Source organism: Treponema medium, assembly GCF_017161265.1.
GTDB lineage: Bacteria > Spirochaetota > Spirochaetia > Treponematales > Treponemataceae > Treponema > Treponema medium.
Genome location: NZ_CP031393.1, coordinates 1,049,916 through 1,068,458, shown reverse-complemented (window position 1 = coordinate 1,068,458; position 18,543 = coordinate 1,049,916). Strand labels below are relative to the sequence as shown.

The window sequence follows — 18,543 nt, the reverse complement described above, 5'->3', positions numbered from 1 at the left end:
AAGCATTTGAATCGTGAAGAGGTTCAATTCTGCTTGAACAGTCTCCTAATTTTGCGGGGATATCTAAAAAAGGGTTCGATGCGTTTGCCCATCCCGTTCACTCTTTTTTCCTTTTAAGCTATACTGCCCTGTATGATTACAGTAAGCGATGTTAGTTTAAAATTTTCGGAAAAACCTCTTTTTAAAGATGTCAATTTAAAATTTACCCCCGGGAACTGCTACGGCATTATCGGAGCGAACGGGGCAGGCAAGTCAACCTTTCTCAAGTTGCTTTCCGGCGAGTTGGAGCACGATAGCGGAGAAATCAGCATTACGCCGGGTGAGCGGATGGCAGTACTGCGGCAAGATCACTTTGCTTTTGACGAATATTCCGTCAAAGACACCGTATATATGGGTTACCCGCAGCTCTACAAGATTATGAAGGAGCGGGAAGCCATTTACGAAAAAGAAGATTTCAGCGAAGAGGACGGTATCCGCGCCTCGGAGCTTGAGGGTGAGTTTGCCGACATGGGCGGCTGGGAGGCGGAAAATCAGGTAGAACAGATGCTCTCCGGGCTCGGTTTTGAAGAGGCAAACCACGAGCGCATGATGAGCGAGCTGGACGAAAGTCAGAAAGTACGTGTGTTGTTGGCGCAGGCGCTGTTCGGCAATCCTGATATTCTTTTGTTGGACGAACCGACGAACGGTCTCGACCTTGAATCCATCAGCTGGCTGGAGGAGTTTTTAATTGAATTCCCGAATACGGTAATCGTGGTATCGCACGACCGACACTTTCTGAACACCGTGTGTACGCATATTTGCGATATCGACTTTGGAAAAATCCGTATGTACAGCGGTAACTATGACTTCTGGTATCAGATGAGCCAGATTATGCAGCGACAGGCACGCGATCAGCAGAAAAAACGCGAAGAAAAGATGAAAGACCTGCGCGAATTTATCCTGCGCTTTGCATCAAACGCGGCAAAAAGCCGACAAGCAACCAGCCGCAAAAAAGTGTACGACAAACTTGCGCTGGAAGAACTGGAAGTTACCACACGGAAGTTCCCGTACGTTCATTTTAAACCGGATAGAGAAATCGGCAACAATGTTGTCCGCGTAGAAAAGCTCACCTATACCTCTAAAGAAGAAGATTCCGGCAACGGCATTACGTTGCTCAAAGATTTCAGCTTGACCGTGAACCGGACGGACAAAATCGCCTTTGTCGGGCAGGAACATAACTCAAAATCGGCATTCTTCGATATTATTGCCGGTGTTAAAACTGCCGATTCGGGTGATGTGTATTGGGGCCAGACTGTTACGAGTGCCTATCTCAGCAAGGATAATTCCAGCTACTTTGAAACCGATTTGAACATTACCGACTGGCTACGGCAGTTTTCCACCGAACAGGACGAAGCTTATGTGCGCGGCTTTTTAGGACGGATGCTTTTTACCGGCGATGAATCGCTGAAACCTGTCAAGGTGCTTTCCGGAGGGGAAAAGGTACGCTGTATGCTCAGCAAACTGATGCTTTCCGGTGCCAATGTCCTCATTATGGATGAGCCGACTAATCACCTCGACTTGGAAGCAATTACCAGCTTGAACGAAGCACTTGTTGCTTTCCCGGGTGTAGTTCTATTCAACTCGCACGACCACGAATTTATCTCGTCTATCGCAAACCGCATCGTAGAAATCACCCCCGGCGGCGTAATAGACCGGATGATGCCGTTTGATGACTATATCCGCGACGAACAGGTACACGAACTCCGCAATGAATACTACGGCGGTTCTGCAAAGAAGATACTGATTTAATACATATACCTTTCCGTAAGCCTTTTGAAATAGACTGTTAAACAGCGTACATCCGTGTACCTCTCTACCGATGTACGTCCATATACATCGGTAGAGGACAAGTTTTGTTCCAAAACTTGTTTCTGACTTATTCCCCGCCCATCCTTGGGCGTTCTGACGACGAGATTGGTGCTCAGTACCGCCACGGATGGCGGGCGTATTAAGCAGAAACGATGTTTTGCCTTTGGCAAAACTCGCAAGTCAATTTACAACACGGATGTTGTAAATTGACGCAACTCGCTACTGTATAAAACCACGGACATCTATGTCCGTTCTGATACAATGAGTATTTTCATAAGCACATATTTTCAAAAGAGCACTTGACATAGTACTCAATATCCTATATAATCGTCCTGTTATTTAAAGATATGGGCTATTAGCTCAGTAGGTAGAGCAACGCCCTTTTAAGGCGTGGGTCGATGGTTCGAATCCATCATAGCTCAAAAAGACTGCAAGTAATCTTGCAGTCTTTTTTTTATGCGGTTCATTTTGATACAAGGGAACCACTAAAAAAATTATTCATCAAAATTGAATAACTGAACAAAGTGTCAACTTTGGAAGTTGTTCAATTCGTGCGCAGAATGCGCACACGTTAATACGCGATATTTGCGCAAAGCAAACTCGCCGTGTTTTTAAGCGGTGCCATTTATACCGCTTAAAATAAACCTTCATCAAAAAACGCTAAAAACTGATTCGTAATCCGCGTTAGGACTTGTTTTTTTCATCATGCTGCCGTTCCGACCGGATAAATGCTGACAGGATACTGAAAAGAGCAATCGCATGAGCTGCGATAAAGATACCGATGCTGTTTTCGTAGAGGCGCCAACTGCGGATTGCATTCAATCCGACACACATGATACCGGATATATATACGACCCGCCCCAACCAGCGCAGCGGTCGCTTGTTTTTAGCTGCCCGCACGAGATTGATAATCCATGCCATCAACATGATAAGCAAAAGCACGCCAATAGCGCAAAGCATCACAGTATTTTCTTTCATAGGATACCTTCTTAATTTTCTTGTAAAGAAACATTATGAACCGAAACCGGTTGTATATTTCGGCCGCATAAGGAAATGATTATATTGTCCTCCGTCAACGTATAGAGACTGTTGCGAATAGGACAAGATAAAACATCAATACTTTTTGGGGAGCGATGAAACCCCTCTCCCGTATATTTGAGATATGCCTCTTTTTGTGTCCACAACTCGTAAAACCGTTTATCAAACAGTGCCATATTTCGATGCAGATAATGGTTTTCGGAATCGGTAAAACAACGGCTTGCAACATTCGGTTTTGCAGCGCGTAGCCGTTCAATGTCAGCTCCGATCTCATCATCGGATAACGCAATGAGGCATACCCCATACGTATACGATAAACTGAAGTATAGCGCTGCATTTTTCAGGTACGGCTTTCCGTACTTTCCATATTCAAACCGGAGCTGTTCTGAGCAATGAGGAATCCGTTCGGCAAGCGCAGTCTTCAGCAATTCCCTTGCCTGTGCGCGTTCTTGTTCAGAGGATAATCCGTTGTGTCGGCAAATCCACAGCTCCGTCATGATGCTATTTCACGGTACGATACCGCGAGAAAGCAGCGCCGTCAATACCGCTCCGCCAAGTGAACGCGCCTTGTCGGAAATGGTAAAGCAGTTATTCAATTCGGTAAGGCGCGGGTCTATGTCCGCCATTTTGAGACCGCTGTGGACGACAAACCCATCTGGAAGCATACCGCGGATTATTCCGTTAAGCGAAGCGGCAACATCGGTAACACTGCCGTCGGTATGTATGATGCGGGCAATGGTTTCGCCTCGGGTAACTGACTCGCCGATATCGCGCATAACGCGCAGGGTGCCTGCCGCCGGCGCATGGATAACCCGCAAGGCGCTTTCTCCGCCGACCAGTCCGGGAACGCCGGTATTGGGGAGTGCCGCCCCTTGATAAATCAAGCGCGCTAAATTATGCCCGCGCATGGTTTCGATAACGATGTGCGCATCTTTTCCTGCGGTAAAGCCCGGCCCCAACGCAATCACAAGCGGCGCCATATCAAGGTGCGTTCCGCAATTTTTCTTCGCAATGATGGCATCCACAACGGCGGCAGGCTGCAACTCACCGATCAACTCTCCCGTAGGGTCAACCGCAATGGGAATAAAGCTTAAACGGTTTGCTTTAGAACCGGCAGCAGCGCCGGTTTCGGCCGCAAGAGTATTGATACCGGTTGCAATCACCTCTGTGCCTGATAGGACAGCTGTAATCGCCTCTGTATCGGATTGGGTATCCGATTCGCTATCCTTTGCAGATAAAATTCTTGCGACTTGATCTTTTGCAATCAGGCGCGCTTCGATTCCTTCTATTGTGCAATGCCCAAGCCTAACAGCCTCACTGAACGCAACGGTGCGGCGGATGGCGGATGGGTTTGCGGTTTCCAATGCAAGGACACGAAAACCGCAAATATGGATTGCTGCCAGTACCCCGCTGGCCAAATCGCCTGCCCCGCGCACGATAATAAGCGGTGCGGATTGCTTCATGTTCGCTCCTCGGCGCAATACAGAGTACAAAACAAATTCCGTGCGCCTTTAAAAAAAGACCGTTCGGGTGAAAAACCGCTTGCATAATATGGGTAAGCCGCAATGGTTTATTCATCTTTGCGGAAGTAATGTTTAAAAATCGTTCCGTCCGGTGTACCCATGTTTCATTCACCGGCTTGCCGAGCGTCCGTGTTGAAATAAGCCCTACCGTCTTTGTGGTACGGGGATGAATGACAGGTTCGGTATCGTTCCACCCCTTGACCGCCCGCCGTTTACTGCCGTCCGCTTCAATTAAAACCACATCATAGCTATCACAGAGACTATCGATGACTTCCGGCGGCGGAGCGCTCAACTTTTCTCCCGTTTCCGTACCGAAAAAAGATACGGCAGCATTAAGCCGTTCTTTTTCGCGTACGCCCATCTTTGTTGTAGTAGTTACTGCAACGCGCAATCCCTGCGCCGCGAGTTCATTTGCCGTTGTAATCATAGAGGTAGTTTTGCCGCCGCTCCCGATAAAAGACACGACATCGCCGCGGCAGATATGGAGTTTTTCCGTGAGGGGGCATATACTTCTATGATTAAAATTGCGAATACGGCATAGTCGATCTATGCGTGCCGGCATGCTCTACATCCGAGAATGCGCACGTGTTTGTCCGTTTTACCGCGGTCAAATAGCCGCGCAATGAGGTATGAATCGGTCGGAACGGGCGCCTTACACACAGGACAAAAGCGGTCTGCATCGGGTTCTATCATCGGATAACAGTGAGGACACCCATAGATTGAACATAATCGGTCGGTTCCTTCCGATGGGTAAACCTTTGTTTTTAGCTGTTCACCTCTTTTTAGTACAGTACAGCAAATAGGGCAGACGCCGGGCGCGCCCGGTTTTCCTTTCGGTAAATATTTGGCAGTTCCTGTTTTTTTACTGTTGAAAGTAAACAAAAAATAAGCGACTATCATTAATAGTATACCGATAAACACCAATATGAACCATGAAAGCGGTGAAAGCAACGTACCCATACCAATAAGATACACGATTCATGGACTTGCGGCAACCTATAAAACGCAGTATACTTTTATAGTGGCATCGTTATATGTAGTTGGAACACCGATTGGAAATTTAGGCGATATTACAGTACGGGCATTGGAAATTTTCAAAACGGCTGACTATATTGCCTGCGAGGATACGCGGCATACGCTGGGACTTTTAACTCATTTTGAGATACGGAAGCCGCTTATTTCGTGCAGGGCGCAGAATGAGGCGGAAGCTGCGCAGAAAATTATCGGGCTATTGGCTGATGGAAAGAATGTCGCTTATGCGAGCGATGCAGGTACTCCGGCTTTGAGCGATCCCGGAGCCGTTCTCGTTAAACTGGTACGTGAGGCAGGGTATCCTGTCGTCCCAATCCCGGGCGCTTCCGCATTTGCGGCTATGGTCAGCATTGCAGGAACAGGCGACTCGTCGGTGCTTTTTGAAGGATTCTTATCCCCTAAACAAGGGCGGAGGAAACGGCGGCTGCAGGAGCTTTTCGATATGCAAACGGGTTTTGTACTCTATGAATCCCCGTTCAGAATTATCAAGCTCTTACAAGATATTGCCGATATTGACAGCAAGAGGCAGGTAGTGGTCGGCCGCGAGTTGACCAAACTGCATGAAGAAATTTTATCCGGTTCGGTATCGGATATTTTACATACATTACAGGAGCGGCAATCGATAAAAGGCGAGTTTTCGGTTTTTGTATCCGGAAAGGCTTAATTTTTTCGATAAAAATGCCGATAAAAGCTATGGAAGGCGGAAAAAACATGACGATTGATAGACTAAACGGAATTGATCCTGTAAAACCTGTACAACCTATTCAACGGACGCAAAGGACTAAAGTATTCGGTAAAACCGATGCCGTTTCCGTTTCAAATGAAGCACGGGTATTATCAGATGCAAATATCGCATTGGAAGCGGTGAGAAATGCACCGGACATTCGTGAAGATAAGGTTGCTGAGGTAAAGAAAAAGCTTGCAGATCCTTCATATATAAATAATGCTCTCTTGGAACTCGTTGCTGACAGGATATTAGACGATTACGGTCTCTAGAAGAATACGGCACACAGTTAAACTGTATAGTGCCGTTTCAACGCAGTTGTAATCGCTAATATATTTTCTCCCGAAAAACCTGAAATAAAGGCGGAATACGAGTATGTCTAATTTTACCTTTAAACTTACATCAAATATTATCCTCGGAAGTTACTCCATAGCAAAAATTGGCGCGGAAGCCGTTCAGTTTGGAAAAAAATTCTTATTTATTGTTGATCCGTTGCTGCACGAAACCGGTATTGCAAAAAAAGTTATTGATGCATTGGAAGAAAGGGGAATATCCGTTCTTGTATTTGACGGTGTAAAACGTTCCGCCGACTCGGATATTATCGAAAATGCATTAAGTCTCGCACGCGGAGTTTTTATCGATGCCGTTATTGCCTCCGGCGGTATGGGACCGGTTGCAGTCGGTCGTGCTGTTGCCTCGTTATACAATGAGTCCGGTTCAATTTATGATTTTATTGAAGGAAAACCCTGTACGGCAGAACCGCTTCCTTTTATCGAAGCTCCCGCTACATGCAGGGAACCGTTCACCTTTACTCCGTTCAGTCCGATTGTTGACGCTCGTTCACGGAAAATTCATCTGTTAAAAGTACGGAAAGACCTCTGTAAACTCTGCGTCTTCGATACCGCTTGCTATTCAAACCTTGCGCCAAATGCAACAACGGCAACTATTCTTCAGGGCGTCGGCATTGCGTTTGAAGGCTATACCTCTTCAAAAACAAACTTTTTGTCGGAAACGATTTTAGGGAAAGCAATCGACCGCTTTTTGTTGTCGCTTGATCCGCAGCACGGACGTTCTACCGGCGCTTCCCGCGAAACGGTTATTGCGGAAGCTGCCTGTTTAACCGCTATCGGTATTTCTTTTTCCAGTCCGGGATTAGGCAGCGCCATCGCCCTTGCATGTGCAAGCCGCTATAATATCTCAAGCTCGGTAGTCGGAACCATCCTTTTGCCGTATATCCTTACGAATGCGCAAACATCGAATCTCGATAAACTCTTAAAGATCGGGCGGATGCTGAATGTCGATACGCGCGGTGTCGATCCGCTTTATGTAGCAAAGGCCGCTATCGAGGAAATCCGCCGCCGTTTAGCTCAGGCTAATCTGCCCACTCGTTTAAAAGATATCGGTTTATCCATTGAGCAGCTGGTTGCTATTTCCGAAGATGCCGTTTCGCTCAGTTTTATGAATTATATCCCAAAACCGATGCGAAGCGACGATGTGTTTGAGCTGCTTAAACAAGCATATTAACACATGATCGAGCTTTTTAAGCTTGTCCGGCTCCCCACTACTCAAAAGATACGCAAGATTATTAAAATCATCGAGACTCTCGAAACCGAATGCGTTGCAGTCCCTTCGGATTTACCGTATTCGGTCGTTTCTCTTTCCTGCGATTCATTTTATATCGAAGGGCTTTGCACCCACCTTGCATCAATGTATCCGTCCGATTCCGTTATTACCGCTGCCGTTAAAACTTATACTTCTACCTTACATGCGGACGTGCTCACCGTCGGAGATTACCGTATACTGTTTAATACGCTGCGTCATGCGCTGTATCGACAGAGCGGTGTGCAGCCCTCCGAATGGGATTTAATCGCTCCGGGGCTGCGTTACGGTACCGGCATACCGAAGTACGATACAACCGCGCCGAATCCGGCAGCGCCTGATGCAGAAACACAGATCGACGCACCTCCGGCAGCGATTCCGGTAACGCGCCCCTTTTATCCGGGTGTATATGTGTATGCCGAAGATATCCGCGCCCCCTTTAACCTCGGTTCTATATTCCGTACTGCGGAGGCTTTCGGTGCAGAAAAGCTGCTCCTGTCGGAGGGTTGCGTTTCGCCCGAACAACCTCGTGCACAGCGGTCGGCGATGGGGTGCACTCACTTTCTGCCGTGGGAGTATTGTCCGCTTGAAGCTCTGCCTGCCGACTTACCCGTCTTTGCGCTTGAAACAGGCGGCACTCCGATTACTTCTTTTTCTTTCCCCAAGCACGGCATTGTCCTGCTCGGCTCCGAAGAACTGGGGCTTAGCGCAGAAGCCCTTAAAAGCGTTTCCGCCGGTATTGTCAGCATCCCGATGAAGGGCATTAAAGCCTCGCTCAATGTTGCAGTCGCATTTGGCATTCTTATGCAATATTGGATAGCCTCTTTAAAAGATACGGTGCTTGACAAAAGCTTATAATTATACAAAACTGTGCATAAGATGCAGGTTTTTTTTACACAAGTTAAAATTGTAGCTCAAAACCCGATTTTTTTAGCGGCGATTACAAGCTGGCTTTTGAGCCAATTTATCAAAACATTCATCGGATTTTGCGGATCATCAGTACATTCTCTGCCGGTCTTTTTCGACTTATTGGTATGGCGCACAGGAGGTATGCCCTCAAGTCACTCTGCTCTTGTGACAGCTCTCTCGACTGCAATCGGTTTTAAACAGGGCGTTTCTTCGGATTTATTTATTTTTTCTATCTTTTATGCGATGATTGTTATTAGGGACGCAATGGGGGTTCGCCGCTCAAGCGGACTTCAAGCAAAAATGTTAAACGAAGTAGGCGCTAAAATGGCCGAAACAATGAACATACCGTTTAAACCCGTGAAAGAAGTTCAAGGTCATACTCCCGTTGAAGTCTTTGCCGGTATGATCCTCGGTGTTGTAATCGGAAGTTATTTTTCACTCTATTATACAGCATAACCCATGAAGCGGCTGAACGGTTTTTTATATTTCTTGTCGGCGTTCATCGCAACCGGAATTCTCTTGCTTTTTATCATCTTTCCTCTCCGTTTTTATGCTCCTGCATGGGATGGATACCGGATAACAGTGGTTCCATGCTCGGACGATATTGAACAGTATGTTTCTGCTGCGGAAGAAGCCGGTATATCAGGGATTGCCTCGGAGTTTTCCGTTTCAAACCGCTTTTCATTACTAGGAACCGGTCGGCATGAACGCTTTCCATTTACCGATATCGACCGTTATACCCGATGGTTCCGCGATGACGACGGCGGATACCAATATCTTTATCTTCCGTATACTTCGATTTTTAAATACCTTTCGTTCTATTTTTCGCTCTACGGTAAACGAGCTCATTTCTTTCTTGAAGCCGCTATTCCATATAGTCCAATACAAGGGCTGCTTGCGCTTATTCTATTTGCCTACTGCATTGCCAATTCCCGTAAAAAACTGCTGTTTTTTGCCGCTGCGTTCAGCTTTGTCTGTTATGCTTTCTGTATTAAAAGCAGTTTATCGTCTGCAACCGCCTTGTTAAGTATATTGACTGCCGCATATTGGCTGGAGGCACTTGAAAACGAATTGACTATTCAGTGGAAGCAGCTTAAAGAGCGGATAAAGCATAATATATTCATGCTGATTCTTCCTGCTGCCCCGCTGTTGACTGCGGCTATCGACGGAATAGTTTCTTTATGCTTTTTCCTACTGGCGCTGCTGTTATCGGCAAGTATACTCTTTTCCGTATACAGCTTTTTACAGCTGAAAGAGACGTATTGGGAGCAGTACCGTCAACATCCTTCGTTAAAGCTGTTTGCCATGCATCCGCAATCATGGGCACAGTTTTGGAATACACGATATGCAATCACTGCAACCGTCTTAACCGGCTGTTTGCTGCTGGTGTCTGCGATTATACCGCTTGTCTTCTCAACGAACCGTTTAAGTCCCGCTGCCGCTAAATTGAATGCGCCTCAGCCGGTTTCACGGCAGCCGATTCCGTTTACCGATTCCGGCTTTTTTACCGTGCAGGCATCGCGGCCGCAAGATTATCTCCCTGATTTAAGTAACTATATAGAAGATTATTGGTATACGGCTGTTTTACCCTACCTGAATGTGCATGAACCGCTGCAGCCGCTTACTCCGAATATGCGGGTGTATTTTTATTCCTTTTATGAGGATTCAGAGGGGAAGCTGCATCGTGAAGAAAGAGTTATCTATTCCTTCGATACAGTGTTTATTCTCCGTGCATTAAGAAATGAACGGTTGGTACTGCTCCCGTTAGAGAAGATGCTGATAGCTCAAGCCGGTTTTTCCGCTGCCGCCTATCGTCCTTTATATGTATCCGCACTGGAGCCGCTTACTGCATTTTTTATTATCCTCGGCACATTGTTATTTCCCTGTGTTCTGATTATAATGAGCAAGATACGATGATGGAATTTATACGATTTAAACGAGGACAACAGCAGGCAAAATATATCCGCTTAGAGCCTCAATTTGAAGGAAATGCTTTTTTGCCGCAGTATACGTTGGTACCGCTTGCATCAAAAACACAAATGAGCAGCCTTCCGCTGGTCTCCGTCGGAGATTTTGTGAATGAAGGACAGATGGTTGCCCGTGCAGGGAACAGCTCGTCGGCGCACGTTCATGCTTCGGTTCCCGGTATTGTTTCGGGAATTGTCGATACGCAGCTTCCAAATGGTCATTCATTCCGCGGACTTCATATCAAAACAGGGGGAAGCTTCAGCATACTGGGTAAACAACGCACTCCGTATCTGTGGAAGCAAAGCGATCAGATAGGGTTGATTCATTTCCTCGATCTTGCCGGTTTAGTCAATACCTCAGGAGAAACGATTTCTCTTGCCGAAGACATTAGAGCAGCGGTAAAGCAAGGTGTAAAAACACTAACCGTTATGCTTTACGATAAAGATCCTACCTGTATGCTGGATTCTTTTTTAGCCCGCCGGTTTATCCGTGAAGTTGCAGAAGGAATCGGCATTATCGCTCAGGCGATGGGCGCCACAAAAATCATCGTTGAAACAGGTACGGAAAAAAAAGACCGTGCCCTTTTTGATACAATCGGAACCGTTATTTCCGACCGTGATCTTGCACATCTCACCATCCCGCAAACCTATCCTGCTGGGAATACCTATACACGTTCAGCCGAAAAAGATGCTGTCGTGATCGATGCTTCAACTGCTTTGTCGGTCTATGAATCGGTGCAACACAACCAACCGATGTTGACGACGTATTTACTCCTTACCGGCAAGACATTGGAACACGCCACGGTTATTAAAGTACGCATTGGTACACCGATTGGGCACTTGATAGAAGAATGCGGCGGCTTCAAAAGCAAAAATACGCATATCATTCTTAACGGTTTATTGCGCGGAACGTTGGTTGACAGTTTAGACTTACCGGTCGGCAAGGGGATTAAATCGATCCATGCGGTTGGGAAAGATATTGATATTCAACAACAACTGGATGAATGCGACCATTGTGGCCAATGCCTGCGGAGCTGCCCTGCTTATATCGACCCCATAAATACGGTACGTCATATTCAAAGAGAGCGGTACACCGCCGAAACGCTGCGTTCTATTGCATTATGCAGCAGTTGTGCCTGTTGTTCGGCTGTGTGTCCGGTACGTATTCCGTTAAGCGCGATTATCAAATCGGCAGCAGAAAGAGGAGATAGTTATGCCGTATAACCGTACAATGTCCGCTCCTGCGCCCTACGTCTATACCGGCATAAATGCACGACATACGGCTATACTCGTGCTGAGTCTCCTATCGCTTCAGCTTATCGCGATGGGCATTATGCACGATTTTGTAAGTATCTTTCTGGTCATATCCGCCGGAGCGGCAGCAACGCTTGCGTCTTTTCTTATCGGTTATATGCAAGGAAAAGGTTCCTTTGATATCTATGCACTCGTAACCGGATTGTTGATAGGCTTTTTCTTACCGGTTAATGGAGGTTTCGTTTTTAGCTTTTTGATTGCGTTTATGAGTTATTTTTTCAGCTGGGGTGTTTTCGGCGGAAAAGGTTCCTCATGGATTAATCCGGTTATGCTTGCCGCCTGCATTGCTGCAGTGTGCAAGCCAGATTGCTTTGTACAGCCGGTCAGCTTCGATCGGATAATCTCCGGCGGCAGTGTTTTTGCAGCACTGGACGGTTCCGGTTTGTTGCAGACACCCACCGATCAGTATATAACATCAATGTTTAATTCGACATTTCTGCACGGGGTTGATGTAACGCTGCCGGAAGGGTATATCAGTCTTTTCCTTCATTATCCATCCGCCGTACCGGCTTTCCGCTATAATCTCTTAACGTTATGTTCTTCAATCGTATTGCTGTCAGTAAAAACAATTCATAAAACACTTCCTTTTACCTTTTTGATCGTTTACGGTCTGCTTGTATATTTATTTCCCTCCGCAGCGCAGGCAAGTGCATACGGACAGGGGGATATATTATCTGCGATATTGACGAGTGGCGCTCTTTTTTCGGCCTTTTTTGTCATGAATGACAGCGGCTCTATTCCCTGTTCTTGGGAAGGAAGATTCATTACCGGTATACTGACCGGCATCTTCGCTTTTTGTATTGCGGGTCCCGGTGCGATACCGGCCGGTATTCCTTTCGCCGTTTTATTTGTTGATTGCCTCACCCCCCTCATCGAGTGGCTCGAAGCATATTTTTATAAAAGAAGACGAGGTGCATTATGACCGATGCTGCAAAACACCTTTTAAAAAAATATGCCGCACTTGCCGGAATTTTGCTTGTATTCTTAGCCTCATTTTTCGGGCTGTCGTATCTACGGAAAAAAGCGGATGCCCAATGTCTGACTGCCGCTGCAGAAAAGCTTTGTTGTGCATATCCGGGATTTAAAGGGCAGCAAATAACTATCATAGGGCATGATAATTCAGGATTATCCGGTTTGCCGTTTAGAGCTGTATTGTCCGCAACATACTCCGGACGTGAATCGTTTGTATTTATGCTTCCGATAACAGGCAAGTACGGCGTTTATCCTGCCGTCTTTTTTTATGAACACTCAATCGGTTGCGTCTTCTGCGGGCTTGCCGGGGTTGACGCCCTGCCGGAGCAGGCGGAAGGGTACGGGATAACACAGTCAACAATCGCAATGCACCAAAATAAAATCGACATGTTGATGAAGAAGCAGGAGCGATAGTTATGGTCAATAAATCGGTTGTCTTTTTTTTAGGCTTATGTCCGATCATCCCCCTCGCAGCTCATTTTGCTGAAGGTCTAATCTTTATTGCGGAATTTTGGTTTCTTTTGGCTATCGGAATAGTGAGCAAGATGTTTATCAATTATTTTAAAATTGATAAATTTTCTCAGATTATACTCTACCTTGATATTATTCTTGCGGCAGCATTGTATGCACAAATTGTAGGGGTAATTTTTCCTGTCATAGCAATTAGCCTTGAAAGATACATATATATGGTTGGGTTTTCGTATATACTGATTATCAGTATCGGTATGTATGATTCAAGCCAATATCCATTTGAAATGCCGATACTCTATTCAATTCTCTTAGCGGCTGTCTCGATATTGCGGGAACTCGTTGTGTTCGGTACGGTTTCTTTACCTATTCGCTCCGGCTTATTCAGTATTACGCTTATCCCGTTCCCTTTGCCACTTAAATTTTGGGGGAGCAGCGCCGGTGTTCTTATGATGCTGGGTATTGCACTTTGGCTTTTCCGAAGTTTTCATAAGGGTGAACTTTTGCCGTTCAAAACCGATGAATCGTATCGGAACGGTCAATAGGGAGACGTCGTATGTTTATTGCATCCTTAGTCTTTTTTTATACTTTTCCTGCTTCATTAGTCTTTTTGTATGGTATTGGTTTGGAACGCCTTTCGATGAATGCGCGTTCAACCCGCGTAGTGATTCCGTTTATTTTACGAGAGGGCGCGGTGATGCTCATTTCTGCGTCACTCAGCTGGCTGCTTGAATTCTCTCTTTTATTACCGCTTGATATCGTAGATATAACGCCGATTGCTGCATTGATAATCATATATCTGTGCGATCTGACCTTACATCGAATACTTTTAAAACGTACGGAAAGTCGGTTGATACGGGAGCGTTTGTTTTCGGGCGGCACTGTTATTTTTGCTCTCTATCAAGCTTTTACCTATATTGAACTGATTGCTATTCTGGTGAGCGCCTTAGTAAGTATGTTTGTTTGGTCGTTTGTGCTTTGTGCCGTCAAACGGAGAGTTGAGGAAAGTAATGTCAGTGCACAGTGGAAAAATGCACCACTATTACTGATCAGCATGGGGCTGATTGCATTAGCGCTCTATGCATGGGACATCGCATGGCTAACACCAGCGCTTCTGTAACTTATAGTGCAGAGCGATTGTTTAACACCGCCTTACAAAACAAGTTTGATGTTGTTTTATCGGGAACCTTTGAAAATCTATACCTGAGTTTTTAGAGATACCCAATCCTATAAAATGAGATGGAGTTGAATTCCTTTATGAAACGTTGTTGGTTATTTTTCTTTTTTTCTGTTTTGATATGGAATACCTTTGCGCAAGAAGCTGCCGAAACTCAAGAAACGGAAACGCCGTCTGCGCAAGCCCCTATTACCGCTTATGTCTATGAACCGATTCGAAAGGGCGATCAGTTTATCCGTATGGGTTTACAGCTGGGGATACCGCTTTTTAATACCTCGCCGAATAAATTTGCGATTAAAACTAATATCTATCCGGGCGGCAGTATTTTCCTCGGTTATACTCACTATCTGACGAAAGGGGTCTCGATCGGCGGTGATATTGCTTTTACATTTCACTTAACACGCGGCAGCAATCTCTATTTTGCTATTCCTTTTACAATCAATGCAGGATACACTTTTGCAATCGAAAAATTCCGTATTCCGCTCACGTTCGGGATCGGCGGTGACTTTCAGTCTTATAACGGTACACGGTATTTCAGCCTGTTCTTTAGACCACAGGCGGGCGTTTTCTATCAGTATTCTCCTGAATGGTCGTTCGGCGGCGAATTATCATGGGATATTGTTCCGCAGTGGTATAAAGACAAAAGCCTCACTCGTACGGGCAATTTCTTAAATATCGGTTTTGCCGCCCGATATCACTTCTAAAAAAGGAACAGAACTATGAAGAAAAGAATTTTTGCTATCGCTTTTGTAATTTCTTTTGTAATTGGTTTATCAGCATGTAAAAATCCACCGATATTCGCTGCGATAGAGCAGGAGGTAAAACTCAATCCTGCTTCCGTTAAAGGATTAATCCGCGGAATAGTTGAGATTAGCGATACGTTATATGCTTCAAACGGAGAAATATATTACAAGGCAAAGGGAAACAGAGGAAAATGGTCGAAGATGAGCGGGAGCCCCTCGGGTCTTTGTACGGGGCTTGCCGCCGACGACACCAATAAGCTTCTCTATGCCGCATTCGGGCAAGGCGATACCTTTACGATTCATAAGTATGACACGACCGCTTCATCTTGGAGTAAGGTGTCCGGAGTGACAGCGCAGTCTGTTATTGGAACGAATATTGTGTTTGCAATTAAATCAGAAGAGAGCGGTAAGACAACAACCTATACGATAAGTACCATTGAGAATGGTGCGGTATCAAGCACATGGTCAAACGGAAAATTTCCAGTAGGCGCAGCACGTGAATACTGCTTGTTGGAAGACGGTCTTTACGATAAAACGGGTGCAAAGGTAGCCGGTGGTCCTTCATCGGAATTAAAAGGTATTTGTGAAGGTCCCTCAAGTTCGGCTGTCTTCGTTTTTGACAATAGCAAGTTGTACTGTTACGACGGCAGTGATTGGACAGACACCAAACATAAGGTAAGTGCCCCGCAAAGTATTACCTATTTGCCGAGCAAGCAGTTAGTGCTGATCAGCGGTATAAAGGGCTTTGGAGAAATTAAACTCGCAGGCGCTGATCTTACCGGTGCGCAATCGATTCAAGCGGGTTCTACAGATTCTTCTGTCCCGCCTGCGAATATTCATCAATATAATAACAGCGTCGGGAAATATACGATCAATCTCATCAAGGCGTTTGATACCGATACCGGTTATATCGTCTATGTCGGTGTAAACGATCCCAACGCGAAATATACCGGCTTGTGGGGGCTCTATAAGCCGGAGCGAATAGAATGGAACCGTGAGTAAAGATTTATTCGAGACAGCAGCGGCGGCGGAACGGCTCCCGCTTGCTGCACGAATGCGTCCCCGCAGTCTTGACGAATATATCGGGCAGGAACACATTGTCGGGAAAGGACGGCTTTTAAGAAGAGCTATCCAAGCGGACAGGCTCTCGTCCGTTATCTTTTTTGGGCCGCCGGGGACGGGAAAAACCACCCTTGCCCAAGTTATTGCCAATCATACCAAAAGTAATTTTTTAAGTTTAAACGCCGTCCTTGCAGGCGTGCAGCAGATACGTGATGCGATTGCATCGGCGGAGCAATATAAAAACCTCTACGGGAAACCGACTATTCTTTTTGTCGATGAAGTACACCGATGGAACCGCGCCCAACAGGATGCTTTGCTGCCGTGGGTAGAAAACGGAACCGTTATTTTTATCGGTGCGACAACCGAAAATCCTTTTTTTGAAGTGAATAAAGCCTTAGTGAGCCGCAGTCGGGTATTTCAGCTCAAGGCGCTTACCGATGCCGACCTGTACCGGACGGTGGAACGATGCTTGCAGGATACAGAACGGGGTTACGGAAAGTGGAAGGTCTCTTTTGCCGAAGGCGCATTGGAACATCTTGTCGAAACCGCCGCAGGCGATGCGCGCAGTCTCTTAAATGCGCTTGAGTTAGCCGTTGAAACCTCTACCGAGCACTGGCCGCCGTCTGCCGGTACGGAAATCATCATCGATATGCAGGCCGCTGAGGAAAGTATCCAGCAAAAAGCGGTGCTCTACGATAAGGACGGCGATTACCACTACGATATCATCAGTGCCTTTATAAAATCCATCCGAGGGAGCGATCCCGATGCTGCTCTTTACTGGCTTGCCCGAATGGTGCGGGCAGGGGAGTCCCCTCACTTTATCTTTCGGCGTATGCTTATTTCCGCCTGCGAGGATATCGGACTTGCCGATCCTCACGCACTGACCGTTGTTACAAGCGCAGCGGCAGCTTTTGACCGTATCGGTTTGCCGGAGGGTAGGTACCACCTCACCCACGCGGCATTGTATCTTGCAACATGCCCCAAATCGAACAGCTCGCTCGGTTTTTTTGATGCCCTTAAGGCGGTAGAAAAGGAACAAACCGAGGTGCCGAACCATTTGAAAGACGCAAACCGCGACGGTGAATCGCTCGGACACGGGGAAGGGTATCTGTATCCCCATGCCTACCGCGACCACTGGATTGCGCAGCAGTATCTGCCCGACGAACTGATCGGCAGGGTGTTTTACACCCCCGGATACACCGGCTACGAAGAAAAGATACGGAATGAGGTGCTGGCAAAGCGGGAAACGCAGCTGGCTGCCATATATGAGGCTGCCGAGGGAAAGAAAGCTGCCTTTACGGTTGAAGACTGGCAGGCACGGACGGAAGGCAGCAGCGCCGAAATACTGGAGCAGATACGGGACACCCTTATCGGGCTGGTAAACCTATCCGCCGATGACCGCGTGTTGGTGTACAGGGCTGACGGGGGGCTTTTGCTGTGGCCGAGTACCCGTATCACCCTTAACGGATGTACCGCAGGAATCTTTGAACACCAAGAAGCCTTGCAATCCGCACAGCGGTACGCGGAAACCTTTGAATTTTTAAACCGTCCGATTATGACCATTATTCCAGCCTGTACCCACCCTAGTGAAAAAACACCTGCCGCTACTCAGCTCGATGAAAAAGCTGCGGCTTCGCCAGATGGTAAGGTTCTTTTTCCCGAACTGGCGTTTGATGCCGTCCTTTCGTATAATCCCGCTGCGACTGCGGACGGTTTTGCAGCGTTCTTTTCCCGTATCGCGCAAGAGCATACCGACGGTGCGCGTATCATTTTTGCATTCGCGCTTCCGCAACAGGGACTCAGGCTGTCGGTACTGCTCCCGTCTGACGAATCCGTAAATCGTTTTTCGGCTGCCGAAGCAGCATTTTTTTCCGACAGCCGAAATACACGTACTGCATGGACGGAGAACACCGTTGCGGGTATCGCTGAAAAAGCGGGTTACCGCATACAGTTGCTGAAAAAGATAGATTATCAGGAACGGCGGTTGGTAACACAGGCGGAACTCGACCGTTGGTTCTCAGCTGAATCTGAATACGGCACGGCAATCCGCATCGCTTTTGGTTCGGAAAAAGGAACGCTCGAAAAAATCATTCAGCAGCTGGAACAGCGGTGTAGAAAACCTGCCGTGTATACCCGCACCGTCGTATACATGAGTGTTTCCCTTTAG

At 46.7% G+C, this 18,543-nt stretch carries 19 protein-coding genes and 1 tRNA gene; 16 read left to right on the top strand and 4 right to left on the bottom strand.

Annotated elements, in window-relative coordinates; genetic code table 11:
* The first annotated feature begins 132 nt into the window (after window positions 1-132).
* Both DWB79_RS04805 and DWB79_RS04800 read left to right on the top strand, forming a co-directional pair.
* Complete coding sequence (locus DWB79_RS04805) at window positions 133-1,788, top strand: ABC-F family ATP-binding cassette domain-containing protein (RefSeq protein WP_016522914.1); 1,656 nt, start codon at window positions 133-135, stop codon at window positions 1,786-1,788.
* A gap of 409 nt (window positions 1,789-2,197) precedes the next feature.
* Window positions 2,198-2,270 (top strand) — tRNA-Lys (locus DWB79_RS04800).
* A 262-nt stretch (window positions 2,271-2,532) separates the two neighbouring features.
* Here the strand turns inward: DWB79_RS04800 and DWB79_RS04795 are convergent.
* From DWB79_RS04795 to yqeC, 4 genes are read right to left on the bottom strand one after another with little or no spacing between them, the layout of a single operon-like run.
* Complete coding sequence (locus DWB79_RS04795; RefSeq protein WP_016522913.1) at window positions 2,533-2,826, bottom strand: hypothetical protein; 294 nt, start codon at window positions 2,824-2,826, stop codon at window positions 2,533-2,535.
* 11 nt (window positions 2,827-2,837) lie between these two features.
* Window positions 2,838-3,383: a 4'-phosphopantetheinyl transferase family protein gene (locus DWB79_RS04790; protein WP_016522912.1), complete on the bottom strand. Its 546-nt coding sequence runs from the start codon at window positions 3,381-3,383 to the stop codon at window positions 2,838-2,840.
* A 9-nt stretch (window positions 3,384-3,392) separates the two neighbouring features.
* On the bottom strand, window positions 3,393-4,250 hold the full coding sequence (yqeB, locus tag DWB79_RS04785; RefSeq protein ID WP_245541337.1) for a selenium-dependent molybdenum cofactor biosynthesis protein YqeB: 858 nt from the start codon (window positions 4,248-4,250) through the stop codon (window positions 3,393-3,395).
* Window positions 4,201-4,971, bottom strand: coding sequence for a selenium cofactor biosynthesis protein YqeC (gene yqeC, locus DWB79_RS12005; RefSeq protein ID WP_084762271.1), 771 nt, complete (start codon window positions 4,969-4,971; stop codon window positions 4,201-4,203). The genes yqeB and yqeC overlap by 50 nt, the downstream gene beginning before the upstream one ends.
* A gap of 459 nt (window positions 4,972-5,430) precedes the next feature.
* Here yqeC and rsmI point away from each other — a divergent pair, with 459 nt between their 5' ends.
* The 14 genes from rsmI to DWB79_RS04715 all read left to right on the top strand — a co-directional run bounded on the left by rsmI (window position 5,431) and on the right by DWB79_RS04715 (window position 18,543).
* Window positions 5,431-6,105, top strand: coding sequence for a 16S rRNA (cytidine(1402)-2'-O)-methyltransferase (rsmI, locus tag DWB79_RS04780; RefSeq protein WP_040859049.1), 675 nt, complete (start codon window positions 5,431-5,433; stop codon window positions 6,103-6,105).
* A gap of 47 nt (window positions 6,106-6,152) precedes the next feature.
* Complete coding sequence (locus tag DWB79_RS04775; protein ID WP_016522908.1) at window positions 6,153-6,437, top strand: flagellar biosynthesis anti-sigma factor FlgM; 285 nt, start codon at window positions 6,153-6,155, stop codon at window positions 6,435-6,437.
* A gap of 103 nt (window positions 6,438-6,540) precedes the next feature.
* Window positions 6,541-7,689 carry an iron-containing alcohol dehydrogenase gene (locus DWB79_RS04770; RefSeq protein WP_016522907.1) on the top strand — a complete coding sequence of 383 codons (1,149 nt, stop codon included), beginning with the start codon at window positions 6,541-6,543 and terminating at the stop codon, window positions 7,687-7,689.
* Window positions 7,690-7,692: 3 nt separating this feature from the next.
* A complete protein-coding gene (locus tag DWB79_RS04765; RefSeq protein ID WP_016522906.1) occupies window positions 7,693-8,622 on the top strand; it encodes a TrmH family RNA methyltransferase in 930 nt (309 codons plus the stop codon).
* Window positions 8,623-8,643: 21 nt separating this feature from the next.
* Window positions 8,644-9,129, top strand: coding sequence for a divergent PAP2 family protein (locus tag DWB79_RS04760; RefSeq protein ID WP_016522905.1), 486 nt, complete (start codon window positions 8,644-8,646; stop codon window positions 9,127-9,129).
* 3 nt (window positions 9,130-9,132) lie between these two features.
* On the top strand, window positions 9,133-10,590 hold the full coding sequence (locus DWB79_RS04755; protein ID WP_016522904.1) for a hypothetical protein: 1,458 nt from the start codon (window positions 9,133-9,135) through the stop codon (window positions 10,588-10,590).
* Window positions 10,587-11,864 (top strand): 4Fe-4S dicluster domain-containing protein, encoded by a 1,278-nt coding sequence (locus tag DWB79_RS04750; protein WP_016522903.1) that lies wholly within the window; start codon window positions 10,587-10,589, stop codon window positions 11,862-11,864. Before DWB79_RS04755 ends, DWB79_RS04750 begins: the two co-directional genes overlap by 4 nt.
* Window positions 11,854-12,876, top strand: a complete 1,023-nt coding sequence (locus tag DWB79_RS04745) for an RnfABCDGE type electron transport complex subunit D (protein WP_016522902.1) — start codon at window positions 11,854-11,856, stop codon at window positions 12,874-12,876. The genes DWB79_RS04750 and DWB79_RS04745 overlap by 11 nt, the downstream gene beginning before the upstream one ends.
* Window positions 12,873-13,340 carry a hypothetical protein gene (locus DWB79_RS04740; RefSeq protein WP_016522901.1) on the top strand — a complete coding sequence of 156 codons (468 nt, stop codon included), beginning with the start codon at window positions 12,873-12,875 and terminating at the stop codon, window positions 13,338-13,340. The genes DWB79_RS04745 and DWB79_RS04740 overlap by 4 nt, the downstream gene beginning before the upstream one ends.
* A 2-nt stretch (window positions 13,341-13,342) precedes the next feature.
* A complete protein-coding gene (locus tag DWB79_RS04735) occupies window positions 13,343-13,939 on the top strand; it encodes a hypothetical protein (protein ID WP_016522900.1) in 597 nt (198 codons plus the stop codon).
* Window positions 13,940-13,950: 11 nt separating this feature from the next.
* Window positions 13,951-14,514: a hypothetical protein gene (locus DWB79_RS04730; RefSeq protein ID WP_016522899.1), complete on the top strand. Its 564-nt coding sequence runs from the start codon at window positions 13,951-13,953 to the stop codon at window positions 14,512-14,514.
* 137 nt (window positions 14,515-14,651) lie between these two features.
* Complete coding sequence (locus DWB79_RS04725; protein WP_016522898.1) at window positions 14,652-15,275, top strand: TP0733 family outer membrane beta-barrel protein; 624 nt, start codon at window positions 14,652-14,654, stop codon at window positions 15,273-15,275.
* A 15-nt stretch (window positions 15,276-15,290) separates the two neighbouring features.
* The gene (locus DWB79_RS04720) at window positions 15,291-16,316 is read left to right on the top strand and encodes a hypothetical protein (RefSeq protein ID WP_016522897.1); all 1,026 of its coding nucleotides are present in this window, start codon (window positions 15,291-15,293) and stop codon (window positions 16,314-16,316) included.
* Complete coding sequence (locus DWB79_RS04715) at window positions 16,309-18,543, top strand: AAA family ATPase (protein ID WP_016522896.1); 2,235 nt, start codon at window positions 16,309-16,311, stop codon at window positions 18,541-18,543. Before DWB79_RS04720 ends, DWB79_RS04715 begins: the two co-directional genes overlap by 8 nt.

Bases quoted from the DNA above. Each gene is read 5' to 3' on its own strand.
- DWB79_RS04805 (WP_016522914.1), top strand. From the start codon at position 133: ATGATTACAGTAAGCGATGTTAGTTTAAAATTTTCGGAAAAACCTCTT.
- DWB79_RS04795 (WP_016522913.1), bottom strand. From the start codon at position 2,826: ATGAAAGAAAATACTGTGATGCTTTGCGCTATTGGCGTGCTTTTGCTT.
- DWB79_RS04790 (WP_016522912.1), bottom strand. From the start codon at position 3,383: ATGACGGAGCTGTGGATTTGCCGACACAACGGATTATCCTCTGAACAA.
- yqeC (WP_084762271.1), bottom strand. From the start codon at position 4,971: ATGCCGGCACGCATAGATCGACTATGCCGTATTCGCAATTTTAATCAT.
- DWB79_RS04775 (WP_016522908.1), top strand. From the start codon at position 6,153: ATGACGATTGATAGACTAAACGGAATTGATCCTGTAAAACCTGTACAA.
- DWB79_RS04770 (WP_016522907.1), top strand. From the start codon at position 6,541: ATGTCTAATTTTACCTTTAAACTTACATCAAATATTATCCTCGGAAGT.
- DWB79_RS04765 (WP_016522906.1), top strand. From the start codon at position 7,693: ATGATCGAGCTTTTTAAGCTTGTCCGGCTCCCCACTACTCAAAAGATA.
- DWB79_RS04760 (WP_016522905.1), top strand. From the start codon at position 8,644: ATGCAGGTTTTTTTTACACAAGTTAAAATTGTAGCTCAAAACCCGATT.
- DWB79_RS04755 (WP_016522904.1), top strand. From the start codon at position 9,133: ATGAAGCGGCTGAACGGTTTTTTATATTTCTTGTCGGCGTTCATCGCA.
- DWB79_RS04750 (WP_016522903.1), top strand. From the start codon at position 10,587: ATGATGGAATTTATACGATTTAAACGAGGACAACAGCAGGCAAAATAT.
- DWB79_RS04745 (WP_016522902.1), top strand. From the start codon at position 11,854: ATGCCGTATAACCGTACAATGTCCGCTCCTGCGCCCTACGTCTATACC.
- DWB79_RS04740 (WP_016522901.1), top strand. From the start codon at position 12,873: ATGACCGATGCTGCAAAACACCTTTTAAAAAAATATGCCGCACTTGCC.
- DWB79_RS04735 (WP_016522900.1), top strand. From the start codon at position 13,343: ATGGTCAATAAATCGGTTGTCTTTTTTTTAGGCTTATGTCCGATCATC.
- DWB79_RS04730 (WP_016522899.1), top strand. From the start codon at position 13,951: ATGTTTATTGCATCCTTAGTCTTTTTTTATACTTTTCCTGCTTCATTA.
- DWB79_RS04725 (WP_016522898.1), top strand. From the start codon at position 14,652: ATGAAACGTTGTTGGTTATTTTTCTTTTTTTCTGTTTTGATATGGAAT.
- DWB79_RS04720 (WP_016522897.1), top strand. From the start codon at position 15,291: ATGAAGAAAAGAATTTTTGCTATCGCTTTTGTAATTTCTTTTGTAATT.